Annotated in this window: 12 protein-coding genes; 6 read left to right on the top strand and 6 right to left on the bottom strand. The window is 49.7% G+C overall.

Annotation, left to right across the window (positions count from 1 at the left end; genetic code table 11):
* Window positions 1–77: 77 nt before the first annotated feature.
* Window positions 78–1,400 carry a TatD family hydrolase gene (locus tag ACO6UY_RS05355; RefSeq protein ID WP_422468369.1) on the bottom strand — a complete coding sequence of 441 codons (1,323 nt, stop codon included), beginning with the start codon at window positions 1,398–1,400 and terminating at the stop codon, window positions 78–80.
* Window positions 1,401–1,969: 569 nt separating this feature from the next.
* Between ACO6UY_RS05355 and ACO6UY_RS05350 the strand changes: the two genes are divergently transcribed.
* Window positions 1,970–3,826, top strand: a complete 1,857-nt coding sequence (locus ACO6UY_RS05350; RefSeq protein WP_422489291.1) for a hypothetical protein — start codon at window positions 1,970–1,972, stop codon at window positions 3,824–3,826.
* Window positions 3,827–3,912: 86 nt separating this feature from the next.
* On the opposite strand, the gene ACO6UY_RS05345 is transcribed toward ACO6UY_RS05350, so the two are convergent.
* On the bottom strand, window positions 3,913–4,095 hold the full coding sequence (locus ACO6UY_RS05345) for a hypothetical protein (protein WP_422489289.1): 183 nt from the start codon (window positions 4,093–4,095) through the stop codon (window positions 3,913–3,915).
* Window positions 4,096–4,275: 180 nt separating this feature from the next.
* Between ACO6UY_RS05345 and ACO6UY_RS05340 the strand changes: the two genes are divergently transcribed.
* The gene (locus tag ACO6UY_RS05340; protein ID WP_422489288.1) at window positions 4,276–4,659 is read left to right on the top strand and encodes a hypothetical protein; all 384 of its coding nucleotides are present in this window, start codon (window positions 4,276–4,278) and stop codon (window positions 4,657–4,659) included.
* Between the two features lie 81 nt (window positions 4,660–4,740).
* On the opposite strand, the gene ACO6UY_RS05335 is transcribed toward ACO6UY_RS05340, so the two are convergent.
* Window positions 4,741–8,667, bottom strand: a complete 3,927-nt coding sequence (locus ACO6UY_RS05335) for an ankyrin repeat domain-containing protein (protein WP_422462164.1) — start codon at window positions 8,665–8,667, stop codon at window positions 4,741–4,743.
* A gap of 510 nt (window positions 8,668–9,177) precedes the next feature.
* On the opposite strand from ACO6UY_RS05335, the gene ACO6UY_RS05330 reads away from it, so the two are divergent.
* From ACO6UY_RS05330 to ACO6UY_RS05315, 4 genes are all read left to right on the top strand, one after another.
* Complete coding sequence (locus ACO6UY_RS05330) at window positions 9,178–10,704, top strand: hypothetical protein (protein ID WP_422489287.1); 1,527 nt, start codon at window positions 9,178–9,180, stop codon at window positions 10,702–10,704.
* Window positions 10,705–10,768: 64 nt separating this feature from the next.
* Window positions 10,769–10,891 carry a hypothetical protein gene (locus ACO6UY_RS05325; protein WP_422449837.1) on the top strand — a complete coding sequence of 41 codons (123 nt, stop codon included), beginning with the start codon at window positions 10,769–10,771 and terminating at the stop codon, window positions 10,889–10,891.
* A 67-nt stretch (window positions 10,892–10,958) separates the two neighbouring features.
* Window positions 10,959–11,369, top strand: coding sequence for a hypothetical protein (locus tag ACO6UY_RS05320; RefSeq protein WP_422462169.1), 411 nt, complete (start codon window positions 10,959–10,961; stop codon window positions 11,367–11,369).
* Window positions 11,370–11,733: 364 nt separating this feature from the next.
* Complete coding sequence (locus tag ACO6UY_RS05315) at window positions 11,734–14,745, top strand: pilus assembly protein (RefSeq protein WP_422489285.1); 3,012 nt, start codon at window positions 11,734–11,736, stop codon at window positions 14,743–14,745.
* Window positions 14,746–14,864: 119 nt separating this feature from the next.
* On the opposite strand, the gene ACO6UY_RS05310 is transcribed toward ACO6UY_RS05315, so the two are convergent.
* From ACO6UY_RS05310 to ACO6UY_RS05300, 3 genes are read right to left on the bottom strand one after another with little or no spacing between them, the layout of a single operon-like run.
* Window positions 14,865–15,707, bottom strand: coding sequence for a dimethyl sulfoxide reductase anchor subunit family protein (locus ACO6UY_RS05310; RefSeq protein ID WP_422449834.1), 843 nt, complete (start codon window positions 15,705–15,707; stop codon window positions 14,865–14,867).
* Window positions 15,708–15,709: 2 nt separating this feature from the next.
* Window positions 15,710–16,330: a DMSO/selenate family reductase complex B subunit gene (locus ACO6UY_RS05305; protein WP_422449833.1), complete on the bottom strand. Its 621-nt coding sequence runs from the start codon at window positions 16,328–16,330 to the stop codon at window positions 15,710–15,712.
* Between the two features lie 21 nt (window positions 16,331–16,351).
* Window positions 16,352–18,781: a DMSO/selenate family reductase complex A subunit gene (locus ACO6UY_RS05300; RefSeq protein ID WP_422489283.1), complete on the bottom strand. Its 2,430-nt coding sequence runs from the start codon at window positions 18,779–18,781 to the stop codon at window positions 16,352–16,354.
* Window positions 18,782–19,193: the final 412 nt, after the last annotated feature.

Here is a 19,193-nt window from a genome sequence, read left to right as displayed (position 1 = left end):
ATTTGGTTGGCTAATTTTTATATCTTATTGATTGATTATTGCCCAATCATTTTAACCAGTTATTTACCGATGCGGTGTCAGTCGACGAGTGAGAATATCCGGCGGGCATTTTCTGTGGTTGCAGCAGCAATCTCTTCTCCATCCACACCCAGGACCTGGCTCAGCGCATGGATCACATAGGGCAGATTGGCCGGTTCATTATCACTTTGTCTTTTGCCACGACCACCACTGCCATGATCAGGCTGCCGGGGCATAACCAGATAAGGTTTTAAAAAAGGTGCATCGGTCTCAACCATCAGCCGGTCACGCAGGGCTTCCCAACCGAAAGAGCGCAGCGCACCCACCAGATCTTTATTACGCGTGTTGCCGATCCAACCGGTAATCCCGATGGAACAGCCCAGATCAAGATAAGCCTGCAGCTGCTCACTGTTACCGGTGAAGCAATGAACGCAGGCCATGGCTGGAGAAGGCAGTTGATTTATGTAGTCTGTCAGAATTTCAATGAATTGCTTATGGGCACCCCGCTCATGCAAAAACAGTGGCTTTTTCAGTTGTACCGCAAGCTCCAGCTGCTCTCTGAACACATCTCTTTGGACATTTTTGGGAGACCACTCACGCACAAAGTCCAATCCACACTCACCTACTGCAATACAGTGGCTGCCGCCCCGTTCAATAATTTTTTCCATTTCCGGTATGCCACCATCTTGCTTAAAATTCCTGGCTTTGTGTGGATGACATCCCACTGTGTAATACAAAGAGCATCGGGAGGAATCGGCAGACGCACAGGCTCCAGCGGCCCTGGTAGAATGCGGAGATTGCTTCAGCCATTTATCCACGGTTTTCTGCACCTTTTTTGCTAAAGCAATAGAAGTACCCGTTATCATGATGCGACCTACGCCTGACCGGGAAGCATCGGCAATAACCCGGGACAAGTCATCAAACCTGTGTCCGATGAGATTGGCTCCGATATCAACCAATGGCGTCTTGTATCGAGGCCTGAACTCCGCAGGCGTCAAATTCGCCTTGCTCAACTCTGGTCGGGCAACTAACTGAAAATCAGAAGAATCACAACCTCTGGCAGTAACATCAGGTGATGCAGCTGTCTTGGTTGAGCGCTGGCAATGACGGGACTTCAGCCCCCTGTCGGGCCTGGTCTGCTGCTCCTGGACGGCAGGATAGGCCGGGTTGTCCAGGTATCGGGATGCACAGGGGGATGCACCTGAAAAAGGCTTATCAGAAGCACCTGAGCGGCTCTTCTTTTTTTTAGTTTTCCGGGCTTTTGACGAACTGCCTTCTTGCCAGACTTTCAGATCCGATTCGTCGGCAGCCGCCTGCTTACCTTCGTTGCTAACGTCATGAGAGGAAACGGGATTGGATGACGTGATATTGGCCGGAGTCATATTAGTCAGCTCGCTCCTGTCTCACATCATTAGAAGTTACCGTCAACATTTTCACGGAACACAGGCACTTTTAACTTGAACGATCAGGCTAGTGAACGGATGCGACAATTGCCACTGTACACGACAATATTCATGGTGTGTTCTCCCATCTGACCAGGCTGAGAAAACGACAGTATCAGTATGGTACTGGTTAATGCTGATAATAATTCAAACGGTATTGGCACCTGTTTAACCCAATAAGCACTGTGCATCATGAAATCATGAATATCTGCTCTGGTGTGTATCGTTGCAGTGCAGATATCCCCGATTTCTGGCTTATCCACATAGAATAAAGCCTTATCAGCATCACTTTTTCTCTATAAATTATTGAATTATCCCTTTAAAAAAACCTTGGCACTAACTTTGCGTAAGCATCAATGGAATATCTATTAACTGACCTCAAGGAAAGGGATTTATGGCTTACATTAGAACCCAGCGAGTTTTCATGGCAAATACAGTTTTGAACTTATAGTTAATCAAAAGGTCATAATTTTAAGGTACTATTACAAATTCAGGGTAGTTTTCAGGGCATGTTTAATTCTCCTTTATCAATGGGCAATGGTTTTCCTTCTTTTTTAAATTTTAACGGAGGACAAGGTACTTTAATCACAGATGCAACCCAGCCCCGTGTTTTCAATACGCCAACTCCGGGTTTGTGTCAGTCTGAGCCAATGTCAATGATGCCCGGACAGAGTATCACTACTCAATTACAACAAAGGAATATCAAGGCAACAGAGACAACACATTGCAATATAAATCCGGTAATGCATGCTGCCCCTGCGGGTCACAGGCAATTCATAAATCCCCCCCAGCACCGTAAAGAAACGCCCCCCATGTTGACGTCTAGCAGGATCTACAATCCAAATTTACAACGCTCCCCGGGTTATCGATTCAGTTGCCCAGATCAAAGTGCGTCATTTTTGCAATCACCACCAGTTTCCGGCCTGCGCCCTGATAGTCAGGATCCTTTATTGTCGTCCGGTGTACTCATCAGATCCAATCGTCCCCCATTAATGTCAGACGCCTCTCCAAAAGCAACGGCTCCCCGTTTACCAAGTCAACGACTGGCTCATTTCTCCCCCACCCCTGTAGAGGCTAATCTGCCCCGACAGGTTTCCCGGGTTTCGCTTCAGCTGCCTCTGCCTCCAAACCACCCTCTGGTTTCGCAGATCAATGCTGCAGTGTTAAGTGCACCAGCGACTCCCGATTTGACCTTCAGGCCGACCCTGGAAATCGGTAACCACAATGCATCAACGGTGCCCCCCCACAACCCTGCAAGAAAATCCTCGCGGCTATTGTCAGTTGTAGCACAAGCCATTTCTAACACCGTCATTCCTCAGCTTAAAACGGAGATAACCAGCACGGTCAAAGCTATAATGCCTGATGTAATGCGGGAACTATTGGGGGAACAAATCAAAAGTGAGGTAACCAATGCTGTCAAAGCTACGATGCCCTTATTACAGCAACAAATAAATCAAGTTGTTTCATCATCAATAACAGCAACTATTCCGGGCATGCAACCCCGTCTTGTAAAATCGGTTTCAGAAGCAATCAGGCCATTATTAGAAACCAGGCTGGAGGAAGCAAACAAACAACTTCGAGAACATACCGATAAAATACTGGCAGAAACCACTGAAAAGCACATTAAGAACGCATTTGAAGAAAATTTTTCTCAATACCAGGCACAGCAGAAAAAAACTAAAGCAAGTTCTTCAAATTCATCAAACTGGGTTCTGGAAACCCTGAATGGCCCTCCTCCTCTGAAAAAAATGCGTACTTCGGGCGAATCGATTCCTGTTGCTGATCCTGAAGTTGAGAGCAGCCAGATTAATGTATCAAAATTAAGCAGTGAAGTGAGTAAGTTCATGCGTATTAAAGAACTGAACAACAATGAGTGCACTGTCGGAAAGATTCTACAACTGGCAGCTCGATTAATTGATGATGATAAGGAATTACTGCTCCGGGCTGCAAAGCCAAGAGCAAAAAGACCACGCACAAACCTGAATCATCATGAACGAATAAAATTAGAAAAAGATAGAAAAAGAAGAATGCAGAAACAAATTAATTCAGGGATAGAGGAACTTGGAAACAGTGTTAGACGATTTTCGGAACAACATCTTAAAGAAACAAGACCGGGTCACGATAGCACCCCTGGTGAAATCATTGAACAAGCATGCTCTATCCTGCGTGATAAAAATAAAAATACTTTGGAAGTGCCGTCTATTAAAAGGAAAGGTTTACGCAGTGCGGGAAAAGGTATAACTCTCAGTGAATATTACAAAAACCTTAAGGCATTATTAGCTAAAGAGACGAGTAAACCGGAAGATACCGGTTCTTTGGAAAACAGTGAAGCAGATACACCGTTGGCATCAAAAGAATCGTCGTAAAAGAATAAGCAGGAAAATAAACAATAAATTTTCTAAATTGCAGCCTAAACCCTTAACGTGCGGAAACAGTACAGGAAATAATTTTTTCATTGGGACAGGTTATGGAATAGGGCAAATTCATCCAGGGATGCCTCATTCAGGGCCAGATGTTCACTATCAAGCTCATCATCAAAGCAGACCTGGACAGATCCCTTGTGCTTGCAATAAACAACCAGAGGCAACGGCTGTTTAATACCCAGTGCCTGTTCACACTGACGTTTTGTCCGCAAGATATCAGCAATGCTTCTTGATGGGGTACGCGCAACATAAAAGCATTTGATGTCTGTTATACCAATTCCACCTTCTAAATATGATAACGAGCAAGTCATTTTGGACCGCTGGGCAAGGCGGAATGACGAGTAATAGCAGGGCTATTGCGAGGAATTCCAACGAAGATCCAGCGGTTCAAAATGGCTGCGCAGTTCATATTTAGAAGGTGGAGTTGGTATTACGTCATAGCAGAAGCCGTGTGGGCCGAGCCGACCAAATGGGCAAATAAACGGGATGAATTGCTGGAACAACTCAACGTAGTCCGTCGCAACGGGGCCGATGACAAAACCGTCGCTGATCTTTTTACTGAAATACTAAGCCGTCTTGCCAGACGACAGGCGCAGTTAGAAGAAATAAAAGCTTGCATGGACTCGGGATATGTCAGCAAGGAGCATTACCATCGTTCGCAACAGGCTTTTACCGCTGAGCTCGAAAGGGTTGTTCGCAGAGAACCCGCTTATCAGGAGCAGCAGAGAGAGCGACCCAAGTGTTACCAAAGCGTTTACGCAAAACCAGACAAATAGGATGAAGTTCCTTAAGCCGCTTTGGCTATCTATATAACAACAGCCTCCGGAGCCAGGGAGGCTCTGGTGGTTGTATGGGGATTAGTGCCTTTTTACGCCAGAGGGCTTTTGATAGTCTGTCGATTGAGAGGGCACGGTGTTTCCCAGCAAGCCCTTTAAAAAGAGACAAAGTTGCTCTGTCTGCTGCCGATCAGCACTGGGCTGCTCCGTCAGTTTCTCTGTTGCCAAAGTAAGCGCTGACTCGACAATAACCGGGAGATTTCTGTTCGCTTTTCCTGCCCAATAGTTCACCACCATTTTGGCAATATCGGGATGCTCAAGGGCTACGTCATACAGAAATACCTCCGGTTCGGAGTTGATATCAACATCAATGTTGATCAGTTCACTGACCACCTTGCGATGGCCACGGCGTGCCGCATCGCTCAGGCATCGGCCAAGGGGATCCGCCATCTCCTGGTTGCCCGCGAGTGTCTCGAAAAGTCGGTGATTTCCTCCATCAGCAGCGCGAACCAGCACACTCATTATGCGGTCATGCTGTTCAGCCACAATTTGCCAAAGCTTTGACCGCACCGATTCTTGTAATGTCAGTTGCTGGTCACAAATAACGTCGTCAACATTGTCAGTGATCGAGACAATGGAACGCACCACTCGTGTAAAGCTATTTTCAGCGAACATAATGGCGGCCAGCAGCAACGGATGCAGACCTCTGCCAACATCCGCAGCGTTCAGTTTAATCCCGGCCCTGACAAACTGGTGCAGCTTGTTCTCGTCTACACGCTGCACAATCCGAATCAGACTCGGGGTAGCCCGGACACCCAGTTGCCAGAGTTCTCGCAACAGATCGATATTTCCCGTTTGGGCAACACCAAGCAGGAGGTCGCTAGTGCCATTGAGCCGGGAGAGATCCCATTGAACATGTTTCATCCCATGCACCGCGTCCAGCAGCAGCTTGACCATTGGCTGCCGGTCCAGACCAATGGCCAACACCAAAGCATCGGTCAATACCCTTGAAAGATCTCTGTTGATGTAACCACCGGAGTGTTGGCTCGATGCAGCAGGGGTGTTGGCAGTCGGGCCTGACCGTGTCAAGAAAGCCAGAATGGACCGGACACTGTCATGGCAGTTCTCCTGTATTGCCTGAGAGAGGAGAGAGCCCCTGGTCTCGTCGGTGATATCAAGATCGGCTCCGGCGCGAATCAATGCCCGGATAACAGCTTCATTCCTTTCCAGATGAGTCTGATGGTCATTGATAGCATCATCACAGGATTTTATCCTCACATTGCCATGACCCGGCGGCTCCTCAACTATATCCCGCTGCCTGCCTCCCTGTCGGTTAAGGGCGGGGGAATCTTCCGGCTTCCCCTTTCTGTTTGCATCCCTGTTTGCATCCCTGTCCTCAGCCAAAATGATCTGCTTTGCTGTCAGCACACTCTCCAGATCGGTACGGACTTGTTTGCTCATGGCCAAAATCGACACCAGGATAGTCCTGAGACCAGCAGCTCCGGACTCACGCTCAACATCCACCAGCGATGAGAACACTGGCGGATTGTCCACCTCACTGAAAATCAGTGCCTTAACCTGGCTGTTTCTTTCTTCAATATTATCAAAAGACGATAGCAGTACTGACAGGGCTTCCGTTTCCCGGGCTTGTGCCGCAAGTTTAATGTCATTAGCGGGATCAATACCATTGTTCATGAGCATTTTAACCTTCTCTTCCTCCTTGCGTGCTGCCGCTATCAGCAAGCCCGACGCCGACCAGCAACGGCTTTTATCCATACCGGCCTTGAGAAATTCATCAACCACCTGCAACTCGTTATCGCCAAGCGCCATGGCAAAGGCAATCTCAACGCTGAAGGTTGTTTGCGTGGCGAAGACACTGACCACCTGACGCTGTTCGCTCACAGCAGCCTGACGGAACAGTTGCCGGAACTTTGTGCCACCAAGGTCAGCTATACCCAGCAAAGGCCTGAGCATTTCAACGTCTGCCCGACCAACCGCTGCGGTTACTTCACTTTCAATATCTACGCCACCTGTCGCTTTGATCAGCTGGTTAGCGATCGATTTATAGCCTTTTCGGACAGCAATGGAAAAGGCAGTTTTCCCTTCCATATTCAGCAGATCAGCTATTGCCCCCCTCTCCAGCAATAGCTGAACCATCTGCAGGTCTCCTCTGTCAGCAGCAGCGTGCAGCAAAGGCAAGCCATTGCAATCAGTGATATTAGGATCGACCCCGACCGCCAGTAGCGTTGCCAGCATTTTGTCATCGTTATTCTTAAGGGCTTCAGAAAGAATGGTCACTGTTTTACCGACATCCATTTTATCTAACAGCCGTCTGATAGCCGGTTCACCGTAGCCAGGTTGATTACGCAAATAACTAATGACCCGCTGCATCTCACGGAACATTTGTCCCGCCCCCGGGTAGGAAGCCAGCAGTGATCGCAATTCCGTTTCAGTCCCTTCCCTGGTCGACCGGACAATAATATTGACTCGTTGGTCAGGCCCCAGAGCGTCATGCAACATACTGACCACCCTGGCATGGCTATTGCGTGTGGCTATAACCAGTGGCGTGTCAGCCTGACCATCCCCGCCACTGGCATCAATGCCGGCATTGAGCAGGGCCTGTACCAGTCCTTCATCACCACTTTGTGCAGCAAGCCTTAAATAGTGACCACCGTCATCTATGTTCCTGGCCAGTAATTGTTCAAACAGTTCCAGTTGACTTTTAGAAACGGCCTGCACCATGGCATCCACCAAACACGCCCCCGATTTGAGCAACGCAGCAATGGCGGGTTCATTATGCGCACGGACACAGATGCACAGCGCGTCTGTCAGCGTCACAAACGCTGTCAGTTCCCGCAATGCGCCGCGGTGTTCTTGTTGTGCAGCAAGGATTATGGCCTCAATGAAATGGCCATCCCTGATGATGTTGCGAAGCTCAGACGATTCCTTAAAATCACCTAGCAGCACCCTGTTCCCTGCCTTTGCGGCCATGAGAACAATCTTGCCACCACTGAGTCCGATGCTGTGCAGGAAATTTATCATTGCCGGGCTGTGGTCAGCCCTAATGACATTTTGGGCTATCGGATAGGGATCAACGCCAGCGGCCAACAGCGATTTCGCCTTTTTCTTGTCCTTTCGTTCAATTGCCCGGAGCAGGTGCAAATCGGCAAACCCCAATTTATCGCTCCTGATCAGCATTGCCAATGTGCCTTCATCATTGTCTTCCAGGGCATGCGTCAGTGACTGTCGAAACATGTTCGGGTTAACGGCCATCTTCTTAACACACGTTTCATGATTATGTTCAGCAGCCACCAGAGCCAGAGGTACAGGTCCCTGATAAAGGACAGTTTCCTGAGTGGTGCTAAAAATATGCGGAGCTTGCTGTGCAATCTCCTGAAGCATGTCCTGATCGCCAATGACACAGGCCTGAACTGCCAGTAGCTCTTCAATTCCAGAGCGCAAATCTTCATGACGGCGCTTCAACCCCTGACTGACCAGGGTCGGTAAATCAGGAATGATATGGTCTTCACTGCCCCTGATACTCGCATCATTAACTGAGCTTGCTGGCAAGCTCGTTGAGCCGCTTGCCATTGTTGTTGTGCTGTTATTGCTCCCCTCTGCGCCACCCTGATCGTTTTCGGATGAGCTTGCCTGCCGACTGTTAGTACGCTTTTTCAGAAAGTCAGCAAGATCCGGTAAACAGTAACCGGTGCTGTGGCTATTGCTATAAGCCAGGGTGTTCAGATTAACGACAGGCAGGGCATTCTGTCGGCAATGCATACAGCTCAAATAAGTCTGGCATGGTTTGACGGGAACCGTACAGGCCTCCCTGCCCTGAATGCTTAATTCATTGGCTTTCCACTGTTCCATGCAATCGAAGTGAAAGGGTTGTTTGCAACAATGGGTCACGACAAAATCATTAAACCGGGCTTCCAAATCATCTTCTAAGCAAAAAGGGCATTGAAAATTTGATTTGGTCGCTGTAGCTGGTGCATTGACTGAATCCACAAATGACTCCACTGTTGTTTTTAAAGTTGATCTTAAATTTGTATCAACGCACTTTGTGACAATTTCTAATAGTCAAAGTTCATTATCCCTGCCTCTTTAGTTTCGTTTAAGCCTGAAATGATGATTACGTTTAAGTAGTTAACCAAATGGAATCGTATATTTCTGGCTAAGTGGTCAGTTACTATGCAAGGCACAACGTAGGGAGCATAGCCGTAGCTATGTGACCGTAGTTGTAACGCCGCACGACTGCATGGATGCAGGAGCTAGAGCAACGCAGGAGCAGTTGCCGGGAGTGACTGTCCACTTAGTCAGAAAATACGATTTCATTTGGTTAACTACTTACCTTCATGCACCCTGATCAACCTGATTGAAGAGTTTGTCTGCCGGGAAAATATGGGCGTTTTCTTTCTTTCTGACTATCTTGATTACCGATGATCAGGGTTTGATCAGGCGAAACTGATAATAATTGAAGCTGATAATAATTATTGTGCATTCACGAGTCCGGAGTTTATGAATAACCTATCACTCAGTCAGCAGGCGGCATCAAGTGCAAATATGTCTACACCGATGCTGGATATTCAATCAGGTGGGAAATCGAAACCGGGTAAAGGGCTATTTAAGGGCAAGATAGCAAAAGCAGTGTCAGCTGCCACGAAGCGGGCACAAGACAAGGACAACATAATAACAGGGTCGTCAGCACTGAAACAGCCATTGAAACAACTCCGGGAGGCTGGCGAACAAAGACTCAGGAAACTTGCCAGTAAGAACTACCTCGACTCTGAAACTGCTGAAAGTGTGTACAGGAAAAACATCCCTGTATTTGCCCGACACTATCAAAACGCCCTGAATGCCTATGTGCAGAAGGGTTGCCAGTATTACCAATATCTTATGGGTTATCTGGCAGGAAACCCGGAAGATTTTGTCTTCAGACTGTCGGAAAGCACTGAGGACGAGCTTTCCGTTACAGTGACACACATGCGGCCAACATTTGAAGCATTTGCAGAAGAAATAGCAAGTTTACTGGAAGGGCACGGGGCGGGTGGAAAATTAGCAAAGGAATTAATAAAAAGTCTTGAGCCTTTGGGTTTGTCGTTGTCTCCGGCAATGACAAAAAGAACCTGGTCAGTGCATATGAAAGCCCCGGGGATTGCCGATTCGTCAGTGCAGCCTGAGACGGCTTGTGATAACAACAGCCCTCCCGGCGTCAGTCAATTTCAACGCACCGATAGTGAGGAACGATTAAGAAACAAAGCATTGGAAGAAAAAAAACTAAAAGAAGAAAATTTAAAAAAAGAGCTGGCGGGCAACATTCAGAGACTGCGCCAGGAGAATGGGCTCGCAGTTGAGAAATGCACAATAACCAAGCGTGTTGCTGAAGAGATTTTTCGTTTTGATTCCTGTTGGCAAGAGCCTGTGGGGTTGTCCGATTATCGGGAATTTCGTGTTGCCAGCACCGCTGATGACCTTGAAAAACTCAGCCTGGAAATGCTGGTGGCTGAAGAGAACTCGCTTAAGTTCAAGAATCAGAAGCTACAGGAATACATAGCTTCAATATGGGAAAGTTTTCCCGTTCCATCGGATCAGCGCCAGCGCCCTTTGGTTCGGTTTAAAGACCATTATTCCGTGAAGGAGGTACTGTCTGAAGCGACTGAAATACTGGATCAACCTGCACTGCAAACCTGTCGATCGGGTGGATTGATGAAGTCACGACTGTTTGCTTCCCGGTACGCGCGGGAGCAGGAAGTGCGGGAATCAATGCTTGATGACCTTCAGCACTTGAACGCCCTTGGTGAAAGTCTTAAAGGGTTTGACAGCCTTGCACAAGCCGCTGAAAACTCCGCATGGTTTATGAATCTGGTTGGCGAGTGTCTGAGAAAAGAAATGCCTCAACCTCTATTGACACTGGGAAAGATCAAGACTTCATCGGATTTTCGAAAAACATGGAAAGAAAAGCTGGAGCAATGGGGTATTGAACGCATTGATAAACCCTCCCCTGCACTTCAGGAACAACCAGTAACCGGTCAACTGGCTGAATAAACAGGCCACCCTATATCTGTTCAGGATCCGGCCAGGAAATAATGCCGCTGCCCCGGTACATGGCGTGGCACGGTTGCAGGTGCTTAATGGTGTTGTTTCCGGGGGGACTGCCGATATTGATCAGTACATGACGGCTGCTGCCGTCAGTGGGAAGAAGCTGGTTCTGGGAGTCAGTGTTCTGGTCTGATTTACCAGATAGAGAACAATGCCATCAATGAAGTTTGCCCGGTCAGGCCAGAGCATGGGGGAGATTTATGTTACTGAGCAAACACCATGACAGTCATGTCCGCTACTGGCTATTGGCTGCCATGACAGGAATATGGCTGTCATGCCTGGCGGTCCATGGCAACGCAGCGGGCAGGCAAGTTGACCAGGAGTTCGGCAAGATAGAAGTTGAATTTCGCAATGAGTCCAGTGGCTTGATCTGGGCCTACCCCTGTGCAACCTGTCTGCCAAAACGATTGGTCTTTGACCAGCGGTTGCAAGTGGGCAGACTGGGTGGTGGTAGTCAGAAGGCAACCTTGCAGGACTTGCGGGACCTGGAGGACTTGCAGGAGTCCCGGGACTCCCCGGAGCAGCCTGCGCTGGTGATCTGGATTGAAAATACGGCTCAAGTCTTGCAAGTTCTGTTGATCACACCACCGCAGGGTTCGGCACCGGAGTAAGGAACTGTCAATTCTGCTATTGCCTGATAAAAGTATCACCCTTCGTAGATATGAGCATTGGCTGGGCATAACAACAGAACAGTGGATAAAAATGTCAGGAATGTTTAGCAACGATCATTCAAAATATGAATATTCAGAATACTCGCAGACCATCTCTCGATGGTTAAGGACATCAGCGTGTTTTCTGCTCTCCCTGATTTTATCTTGTGAACTGGCGGGAAATGATATTGATCTGTTTGTTGCCGACCTTCCCACTGGAGCCCAGCCCAATGTGATGCTGATTATGGATACATCAGCGAGCATGTTCGCGAGGCCCGAGGTATGTGGTGTTTTTGGGAATTGTCAGTATTCTGGCCCCTCCCGCATGGATATAGCCAAGCAAGTGGCCAAGGACTTTATCAGTGATGCACAGAATATCAACATCAGTGTAATGAGATTTAACTATGATGAGGGCGGCCGCGTTATATTCGCATCTGAAGATATTGACACGGGCCGACAGGGGGCTATGGATGCCATTGATAGTTTGATTCCAAACGGCTTTTCACCAATGGCTGAAACGTTGTATGAAGCCTACCTTTATTTTTCGGGGCAGTACACAAAATTCGCGTCGAACCCCTTTGGCAGCGATTTCCGTGCCTATTGGAATCCAGGCGCGAATTATCGTTCCCCCATTGTCACAGAATGCCAAAAGAACAATATCATCTTGCTGACTGATGGCGCACCTTCCTATGATACCAGTGCTGATGTTGACATTGAGCGGATGATCGCGGGTAAGACCATACCAAGTCATTTGTACCACGATTGTCACCAATGCCTTAATGAAATTATCTGGTATATGGCCAATCATGATATTCACAGCGGTTTTAATGGCGACCAGAACGTCTTATTAAGCGTTATTGGCTTTGGTGAAATGGATCAATGGTCGTCAGATGTACTGTCCAATTCCGTCAGGGCCGGTAACGGGAAGTACTACCGGGCAGAGGATGCTAACCAGCTGAGTCAGGCGTTTGCCGATATTATGGTTCGGGTCAATTCGGAATCCACCTCATTTGCTTCACCGACCGTCCCCGTCAATGCGTTTAACTCCCTTGAGTCCACCGATGAACTTTACTACACCGTTTTTGCCCCTAGCTCCGGACCAGACTGGACGGGCAACCTGAAACGTTACCGTTTGGGTGATGATAATCAGATATATGATGCCAACGGGAATCTGGCCATTGATCCGGTGACTGGCTTTTTTTCTGACAATGCCCAGAGTATCTGGAGCGCTGCACCGGATGGTAAAGTCGTTACAGCCGGTGGGGCTGCATCGCTTTTGGATCCGGCGCGACCGATTTATACCAATTTAACTGGCGACAGGGATGTGGAGCTGTCAAGCGATTCGAATAGGGTCAACGAAGGCAATTTTGTTTCTTTTCCTGACGGTACTCTGGGCGTTACTGGTATGTTGGAGAAAATATCGCTGCTGCAGTGGGCACGGGGCATTGATATTGATGACGACGATGGCGATGGTGTGTTGATAGAACCACGGTTCAGTATGGGTGACCCTATTCATACTCAGCCGGTCATTGTTACTTATAACCCCTGGGGGTGGCATGGTGATGTGGATAAAACCATTTTTTTTACCACCAATGATGGTTTTCTCCATGCTGTGGATACCAGTGGGTACACTACTTTCTCGTTCATTCCCAAGAAATTGCTGGGCAACCTGCGAATGTACCGGGAGGGGACGGTTCGCCCGGCGATATCCGGTGCGCCAACATCGGATTCACAGTGTGTGTGGAATTACCAGGTACCCGGTGCCTGTGTGCCGGCCCGTTATTGTGAAGAAAGGTTTGAGTGGGGAGATTTAAACCTGAGCGAGAGTTGTCGTCTTATCCCCCCGACACCCACGAACGATGATGAATGCGATTGGGATTGGTCAAGAGCAAGGTGTGCACATCCTGAATATTGTAAATGGCATTACAACTTTCCACACTTGGTCGGCGACACTGTTTGTGATATCAGGCCCAGGCATGAATGGCCAGCTCCACCACCGGAGCCCGACCCTGGCAGAGCCAAAATATATGGCATGGATGGACCGATAACTGTCTTTTTCAGGGACTGGAACGGCGATGGCAACATAACGGACGGTCATGGGCATGCCTACTTATTCCTGACCATGCGCAGGGGAGGCAGTAATATCTATTCTCTGGACGTCACTAACCGGAATACCCCGAAGCTTAGATGGGTTATCAAAGGGGATGTGGATTCCAATAACAAGGCTGACGACGATCCATCCAGAAATCCCGACTTTTCGGAGTTGGGACAAACCTGGTCAAAGGCGCAGTTAACGAAGGTCAAGTGGCAGGGGTCTGAACGGTATGTGTTGCTGTTTGGCGGGGGCTATGACGAAGATGCTGACCAGCAAGCGGAAATTGAGGAAAACGACATAGGCCGGGCAATATATATGGTCGATGCCTATTCCGGTGAAATGCTTTGGCATGCCGGCAAAAACGGTAACCTGAGCATCCCGGAAATGGAATACAGTATTCCGGCAGATCTGACATTGGTTGATATCAACCAGGATGGCCTGACCGATTACTTTTATGCAGTGGATATTGGCGGTCAGGTGTTCCGTATTGATATCAATCCCGATAACACCGGGTCCTGGAATTTCGCCAATGGTGGTCTGATTGCCCAATTGGCAGGCGAGTCTGAAGTGGATGCCCGGCGTTTTTTTGAGGCACCCACTGTAGCCGTTGACAGCAATCGCGAATATCTCAATATCGCCATAGGCAGCGGTACCCGCCCCAGCCCCATGAATACGGCGGTGGAGGATCGTATGTATGTAATTCGTGACCGCAATATCTTTAACAAGCCGACCACTTACCGGTATGCCAACGGTGGGGTCATTACTGAGTGGTCACTGTACGATGCGACCTCCAACATCATTCAACACGGTAACCAGTGGGATAAAAATGCGGCACTGGGCTCTTTGAGCGGAGCTGCTGGCTGGTATATGAGACTGGAAGATCCCGGCGAGAAAATCCTGGGCCGGGCCTCACTGATCAATGGCATGCTGCTGTTTAGCTCTTTTGTTCCTCAAATGTCCTCTAACAGCTGTAATCCGGGCGTCGGGCTCAATTATTTTTATGCCGTGAATATTGAGGATGGTACTAGCGTGTTGAATGTATCCGTTATGGAGAATATGGGCTCACACGGTCGAAGAATGATACTGAACAGTCGCTCCATTGCGCCTCAACCCTCTGTGATCTCCAAAGGCGGAGAAATGAAGGTGTGCATCGGTTCTGAATGCCTTGTCGGTGAAGACCAGCGTTTGGAACCGGCCAACCTGAAACGTCTAAAGCGAAGTTTCTGGAGAGAAAACCGGTGAACAGTTGAGGGTAAAAAGAACCAGCAGAACCTGAAAAGCCCTGTATAGGGATTTTCAGGCTATTGTGCTTATAACTGCAGGTGTCCTGCATTTACTCGCTTACATAATAATTATATTGATCACATAGACGACAGATGTAGATCATAGAAGAAGATACGACCACACAGTTCAGCGGTGAGCACCAGGACGGTACTCACCCCTGCCAGACCTGCCGATGAGTTATTACCACGAGTGGCAGCCATCACCCAAACGCCCAGACCGGCAAACAACAGACCGAGACGGGCCAGCATCAGACGACCGTGGTAGTCAAACAGACCCAGCGGATTAGCAAACAGATCAACCTGCCCCAGCCAGAACAGGTACAGCGGGTACCCCACCAGCACCAGACCCAGGGTGATAAAGCCCAGGGTGGCCAGTGCACGATCAGTGTTTTTCTGGAATGCACCCAAAGAGGCCGACTGACTTCTCAGCATCAGCGCCGCTGCCGGGATACCCACCACAAAAGCGGTCATAACAAACTGGAAGATGGTCCAGCCGCTGTTCCAGGCAGGCACTGTGGCCAGGGTGTACACATTGGCAATGGCCAGCAGTAACAGCACGCCCAATACCATGGCTCCCGCCAGAACCAGCTTCTGCAACTTTGCCAGGATACCGAAGTGCACCATGGCCACATAAGTGAAGACAGCACCACCAAACAGCGAAGTGGTGATGATCTCAACACTCAGTGCCGACAGATGTTCCAGACCAAAAATAACATTCATGGCACGCAATGGCTGACCCAGGTGAGTCATGGCCGCAGCGCCGGAGACACCCAGCAGCACCAGAGCCACCATCAGCAGTTTATTCAACAGCTGCTGACGGCGGGCATCACTGTTCGCCATCAGCAGGCAGGCCAGTACCAGGAACAGGCCAACGGTGCCCTGTGCCAGCACCGTAAAAAATACCAGTGGCAACTCATGCATGGTTATACCTCCCGAGTGTTCATAATGCGTCCGGTCTTGTCACCGGAAGGTTTGGCATGACGGCTCGCCTTCATCACCAGCGATGGCTCAGTCAGAGAGGAGTCCGTCAGTGGCGCGATATCCGCTTCCGTGCCGTATTTGGCACGCAGCTCATCAATCGGACCAAAATCCAGGGCTCGCAGCGGGCAGGATTCGATACAGATCGGCTGCTTGCCCTGCTCAACCCGGTCGAAACAGCCATCACACTTGGTCATGACTTTCTTCTCGGCATCAAACTGCGGTGCGCCATAGGGGCAGGCCATTTCACAGTAACGGCAGCCAACACAGACGTCGGCGTTAACTACCACCAGGCCATCCTGGTCACGCTTATGCATGGCACCGGTTGGACAGGCCTTGGTACAGGCTGGCTTGGCACAGTGGTTACAGCTGATGGAGGTGTAATAGGCAAACACGTCCTGGGCGTAGGTGCCGTCTTCGTTCTGAAACCAGCTACCACCGCCGTATTCATAGACCCGGCGCCAGTTCACACCGACTTTCAGGTCATTCTCATCTTTGCACGACAATTGACAGGTTTTGCAGCCCGTACACTTGGCCGTGTCGACATAAAATCCCAATTGTTTCATCGAACTTTAATTCCTATCCTGTTATGCCCTGGCAATTTCAACCAGATTGGTGTGCATCGGGTTACCCTTGGACAGCGGCGTACTGCGCTGAGTGGTCAGCACGTTGAATGAGCCACCACGGTCAACACCGTCTTTACCCGGTGCGTACCAGGCACCTTCGGCCAGGGCAGCAACACCCGGCATAATCCGGGGGCTGACTTTAGCCGGAACCCGGGTCTCGCCACGGTCATTCCAGACTTTCAGCATGTCGCCATCTTTGATTCCCCGGGCCTGTGCATCTGCCGGGTTCAGCCACACGGCATCGGTCACTGCTTCACGCAGGAAAGCGACGTTGTGGTATGTGGAGTGCACACGGCCCTTGGTGTGAAATCCAATCAGCTGCAGCGGATACTTCTCAGTCAAAGGATCCAGATGGCTTTCCCTGGTGGTGACGTACTGTGGCAGCGGTGTCACCACATCCCCTTCCGGCAGCTCCCACTCGGCGGCAATGGTCGCCAGTTGTTCGGAGTAAATTTCGATTTTCCCGGATGGGGTTCCCAGAGGATTGTTCACAGGATCCTTACGGAAACCTTCCAGAGCGATGCGAATATGCTTCGGTGCCAGCTGTTTGTAGGGACCGTCACGACGCAGGTCTTCCAGTGTTGGCACCTGAGGCTGTTCTTTACGCATCTGCTCGTACAGTTCCGCCACCCACTGCTCATGGGTCTTGCCTTCTGTGTACTGCGCTTCCAGACCAAAGCGTTTGGCAATACCTGCACAGATGTCGTATGCGCTGCGGCACTCGTACATCGGGGCAATAGCAGGCACCAGCGGAATCACCGCGCCCAGAGTGCCCGAGGCATAGCCGTTGCTGGCCACTTCATAATTTTCAATGGTGGTGATATCCGGCAGCAGAATATCCGCGAACCGTGCGGTAGGTGTCATATGGTTTTCAAACACCAGGATAAACTCACACAGGCTCTCATCAGACAGGATCTCTTTGGTCCGGTTGATATCAGAGTGCTGGTTAACCGTGATATTGCCCGCATATTGCCAGATGAATTTGATCGGATTCTTCAGTGACGTGCCGCCCTGCAGAGCATCGGTCTTATCCGTCATTTCATGGTGACGATGAATCGCATCTGTCCATTTGAAGAATGGAATCGCCGTCTTGATCGGGTTGGTACCCATGGGCAGGGTTTTCACCGGGAAGCCATAGTTTCCTGGCATTTCGCCGGTGTTGGTGCCGGCAAGGCCAATATTGCCGGTCAGAATTGGCAGCATGCAGATGGCACGGCTCGCCTGTTCACCGTTGGCCTGACGCTGAATACCGGTACCCTGAATAATGTAGGCAGGTTTGGCCCTGCCAATTTCCCGGGCCAGCTGAATGATTTTTTTCGCTGGAATACCGGTAATTTTTGCCGCCCACTCCGGGGTTTTCTCGATGCCATCAGCACCTCGGCCCAGAATGTGCGCTTTGTAGTGGCCGTTCTTCGGTGCACTGGCTGGCAGCGTTTTTTCATCATAGCCAACACAGAACGTCTCGAGGAATGCTTCATCGACCATCTTCTCGTTGATCAGCACCCAGGCCATGGCTTCTACCAGGGCAGCATCGGTCCCCGGGCGGATTGGAATCCACTCAGACTCTTTGCCCAGCATGGTGTCGGTATAACGCGGGTCAATAATGATGGTACGCACATTTTTGCTGTTCACCGAGTTGATGTGCTCGTAGATTTCCCCACCGCCACTCATGCGGGTCTCTGCCGGGTTGTAACCAAACATGACCAGCAATTCTGCATTGGCGATTTCACTGGTGAAACTGCCGAACGCCGCTGGACGTCCACCGCCATAAGTAAACGGCAGCGCACGTTGAATCTGTCCCCAGCTGTAGTTACCGTAATAAGGCAGAAAGCCACCGAGCATATTCAGCAGGCGCTTGGAGGCAAAAGGACCGTCGGTTTTATAGCCCTGGGTTCCGGAGCCATACTGATAATAGATCGCATCGTTACCGTAAGTATCGATGGTGTACTTTAACTGTCTGGCGATGGTATCCAGCGCCTCATCCCAGCTGATGCGCTCAAAGCGGCCTTCGCCACGCTTGCCAACCCGCTTCATGGGGTATTTCAGACGATCAGGGTTGTATACCCGTTGCTTGATAGAGCGACCGCGCAGACAGGCGCGAATCTGATGATCACCGTATACGTCATCGCCCCGGTTATCCGATTCAACATGGGTGATAACGCCATCTTTGGTATGCACCTGGAGAGGACAGCGGCTGCCACAGTTCACCATACAGGCAGACCAGGTCACCTTGTCTCCAGCGGCTCTTGCCTGCGTTGAATCCGTTGCCATGGCTTTCAGAGGCAACGCATTGCCAGCGACAACAGCGGCACTCCCCGCAGCAGTCCCCCACTTGATAAACGTTCTTCGCTTGATGACAGACGACAGCGCACTATCGAGAAGTTTCTTCATTTATTTTACCGTTATCACTAAAACCGGAAACCAGCACACAAACAGGTAGTGTTACCCCTGACAAAATGCATCTCTGTACAAATAATGAACTGGTGAAATAGTGCTGATAATACGAGCTGGTCAACAAACAACCGATTGACCTGGATCAATTTTTTGCCGGGTTTGAGGCAATTACTGAAGAGGGTAGGAACTTATTCGAGCACGCTACAGAGCACGGCGCACCCTGTAATTGATCATGATTATTGAGGACAAAACTGCACTGCCACTTCGGTGACATGGCTGCGGCGGTACTTCCGCCGCTGTGCTTTGCATGGCACCTGCCCGGGCTGCCAGATTACGGGGAACCTTTCGATATTTTCGGTGTCTGAAGTTTGTGCTCATTTCACTCAGGCGGAGCCTTACTCCCATGCAG

It is taken from the genome of Endozoicomonas sp. ALE010 (assembly GCF_049310165.1).
In the GTDB taxonomy this organism is placed as follows: domain Bacteria; phylum Pseudomonadota; class Gammaproteobacteria; order Pseudomonadales; family Endozoicomonadaceae; genus Endozoicomonas.
The sequence above is the reverse complement of the archived record's forward strand: the minus strand, read 5'-3'. Positions and strand labels throughout refer to the sequence as shown.

Bases quoted from the DNA above. Each gene is read 5' to 3' on its own strand.
- ACO6UY_RS05355 (WP_422468369.1), bottom strand. From the start codon at position 1,400: ATGACTCCGGCCAATATCACGTCATCCAATCCCGTTTCCTCTCATGAC.
- ACO6UY_RS05350 (WP_422489291.1), top strand. From the start codon at position 1,970: ATGTTTAATTCTCCTTTATCAATGGGCAATGGTTTTCCTTCTTTTTTA.
- ACO6UY_RS05340 (WP_422489288.1), top strand. From the start codon at position 4,276: ATGGCTGCGCAGTTCATATTTAGAAGGTGGAGTTGGTATTACGTCATA.
- ACO6UY_RS05330 (WP_422489287.1), top strand. From the start codon at position 9,178: ATGAATAACCTATCACTCAGTCAGCAGGCGGCATCAAGTGCAAATATG.
- ACO6UY_RS05320 (WP_422462169.1), top strand. From the start codon at position 10,959: ATGTTACTGAGCAAACACCATGACAGTCATGTCCGCTACTGGCTATTG.
- ACO6UY_RS05315 (WP_422489285.1), top strand. From the start codon at position 11,734: ATGGATATAGCCAAGCAAGTGGCCAAGGACTTTATCAGTGATGCACAG.
- ACO6UY_RS05310 (WP_422449834.1), bottom strand. From the start codon at position 15,707: ATGCATGAGTTGCCACTGGTATTTTTTACGGTGCTGGCACAGGGCACC.
- ACO6UY_RS05305 (WP_422449833.1), bottom strand. From the start codon at position 16,330: ATGAAACAATTGGGATTTTATGTCGACACGGCCAAGTGTACGGGCTGC.
- ACO6UY_RS05300 (WP_422489283.1), bottom strand. From the start codon at position 18,781: ATGAAGAAACTTCTCGATAGTGCGCTGTCGTCTGTCATCAAGCGAAGA.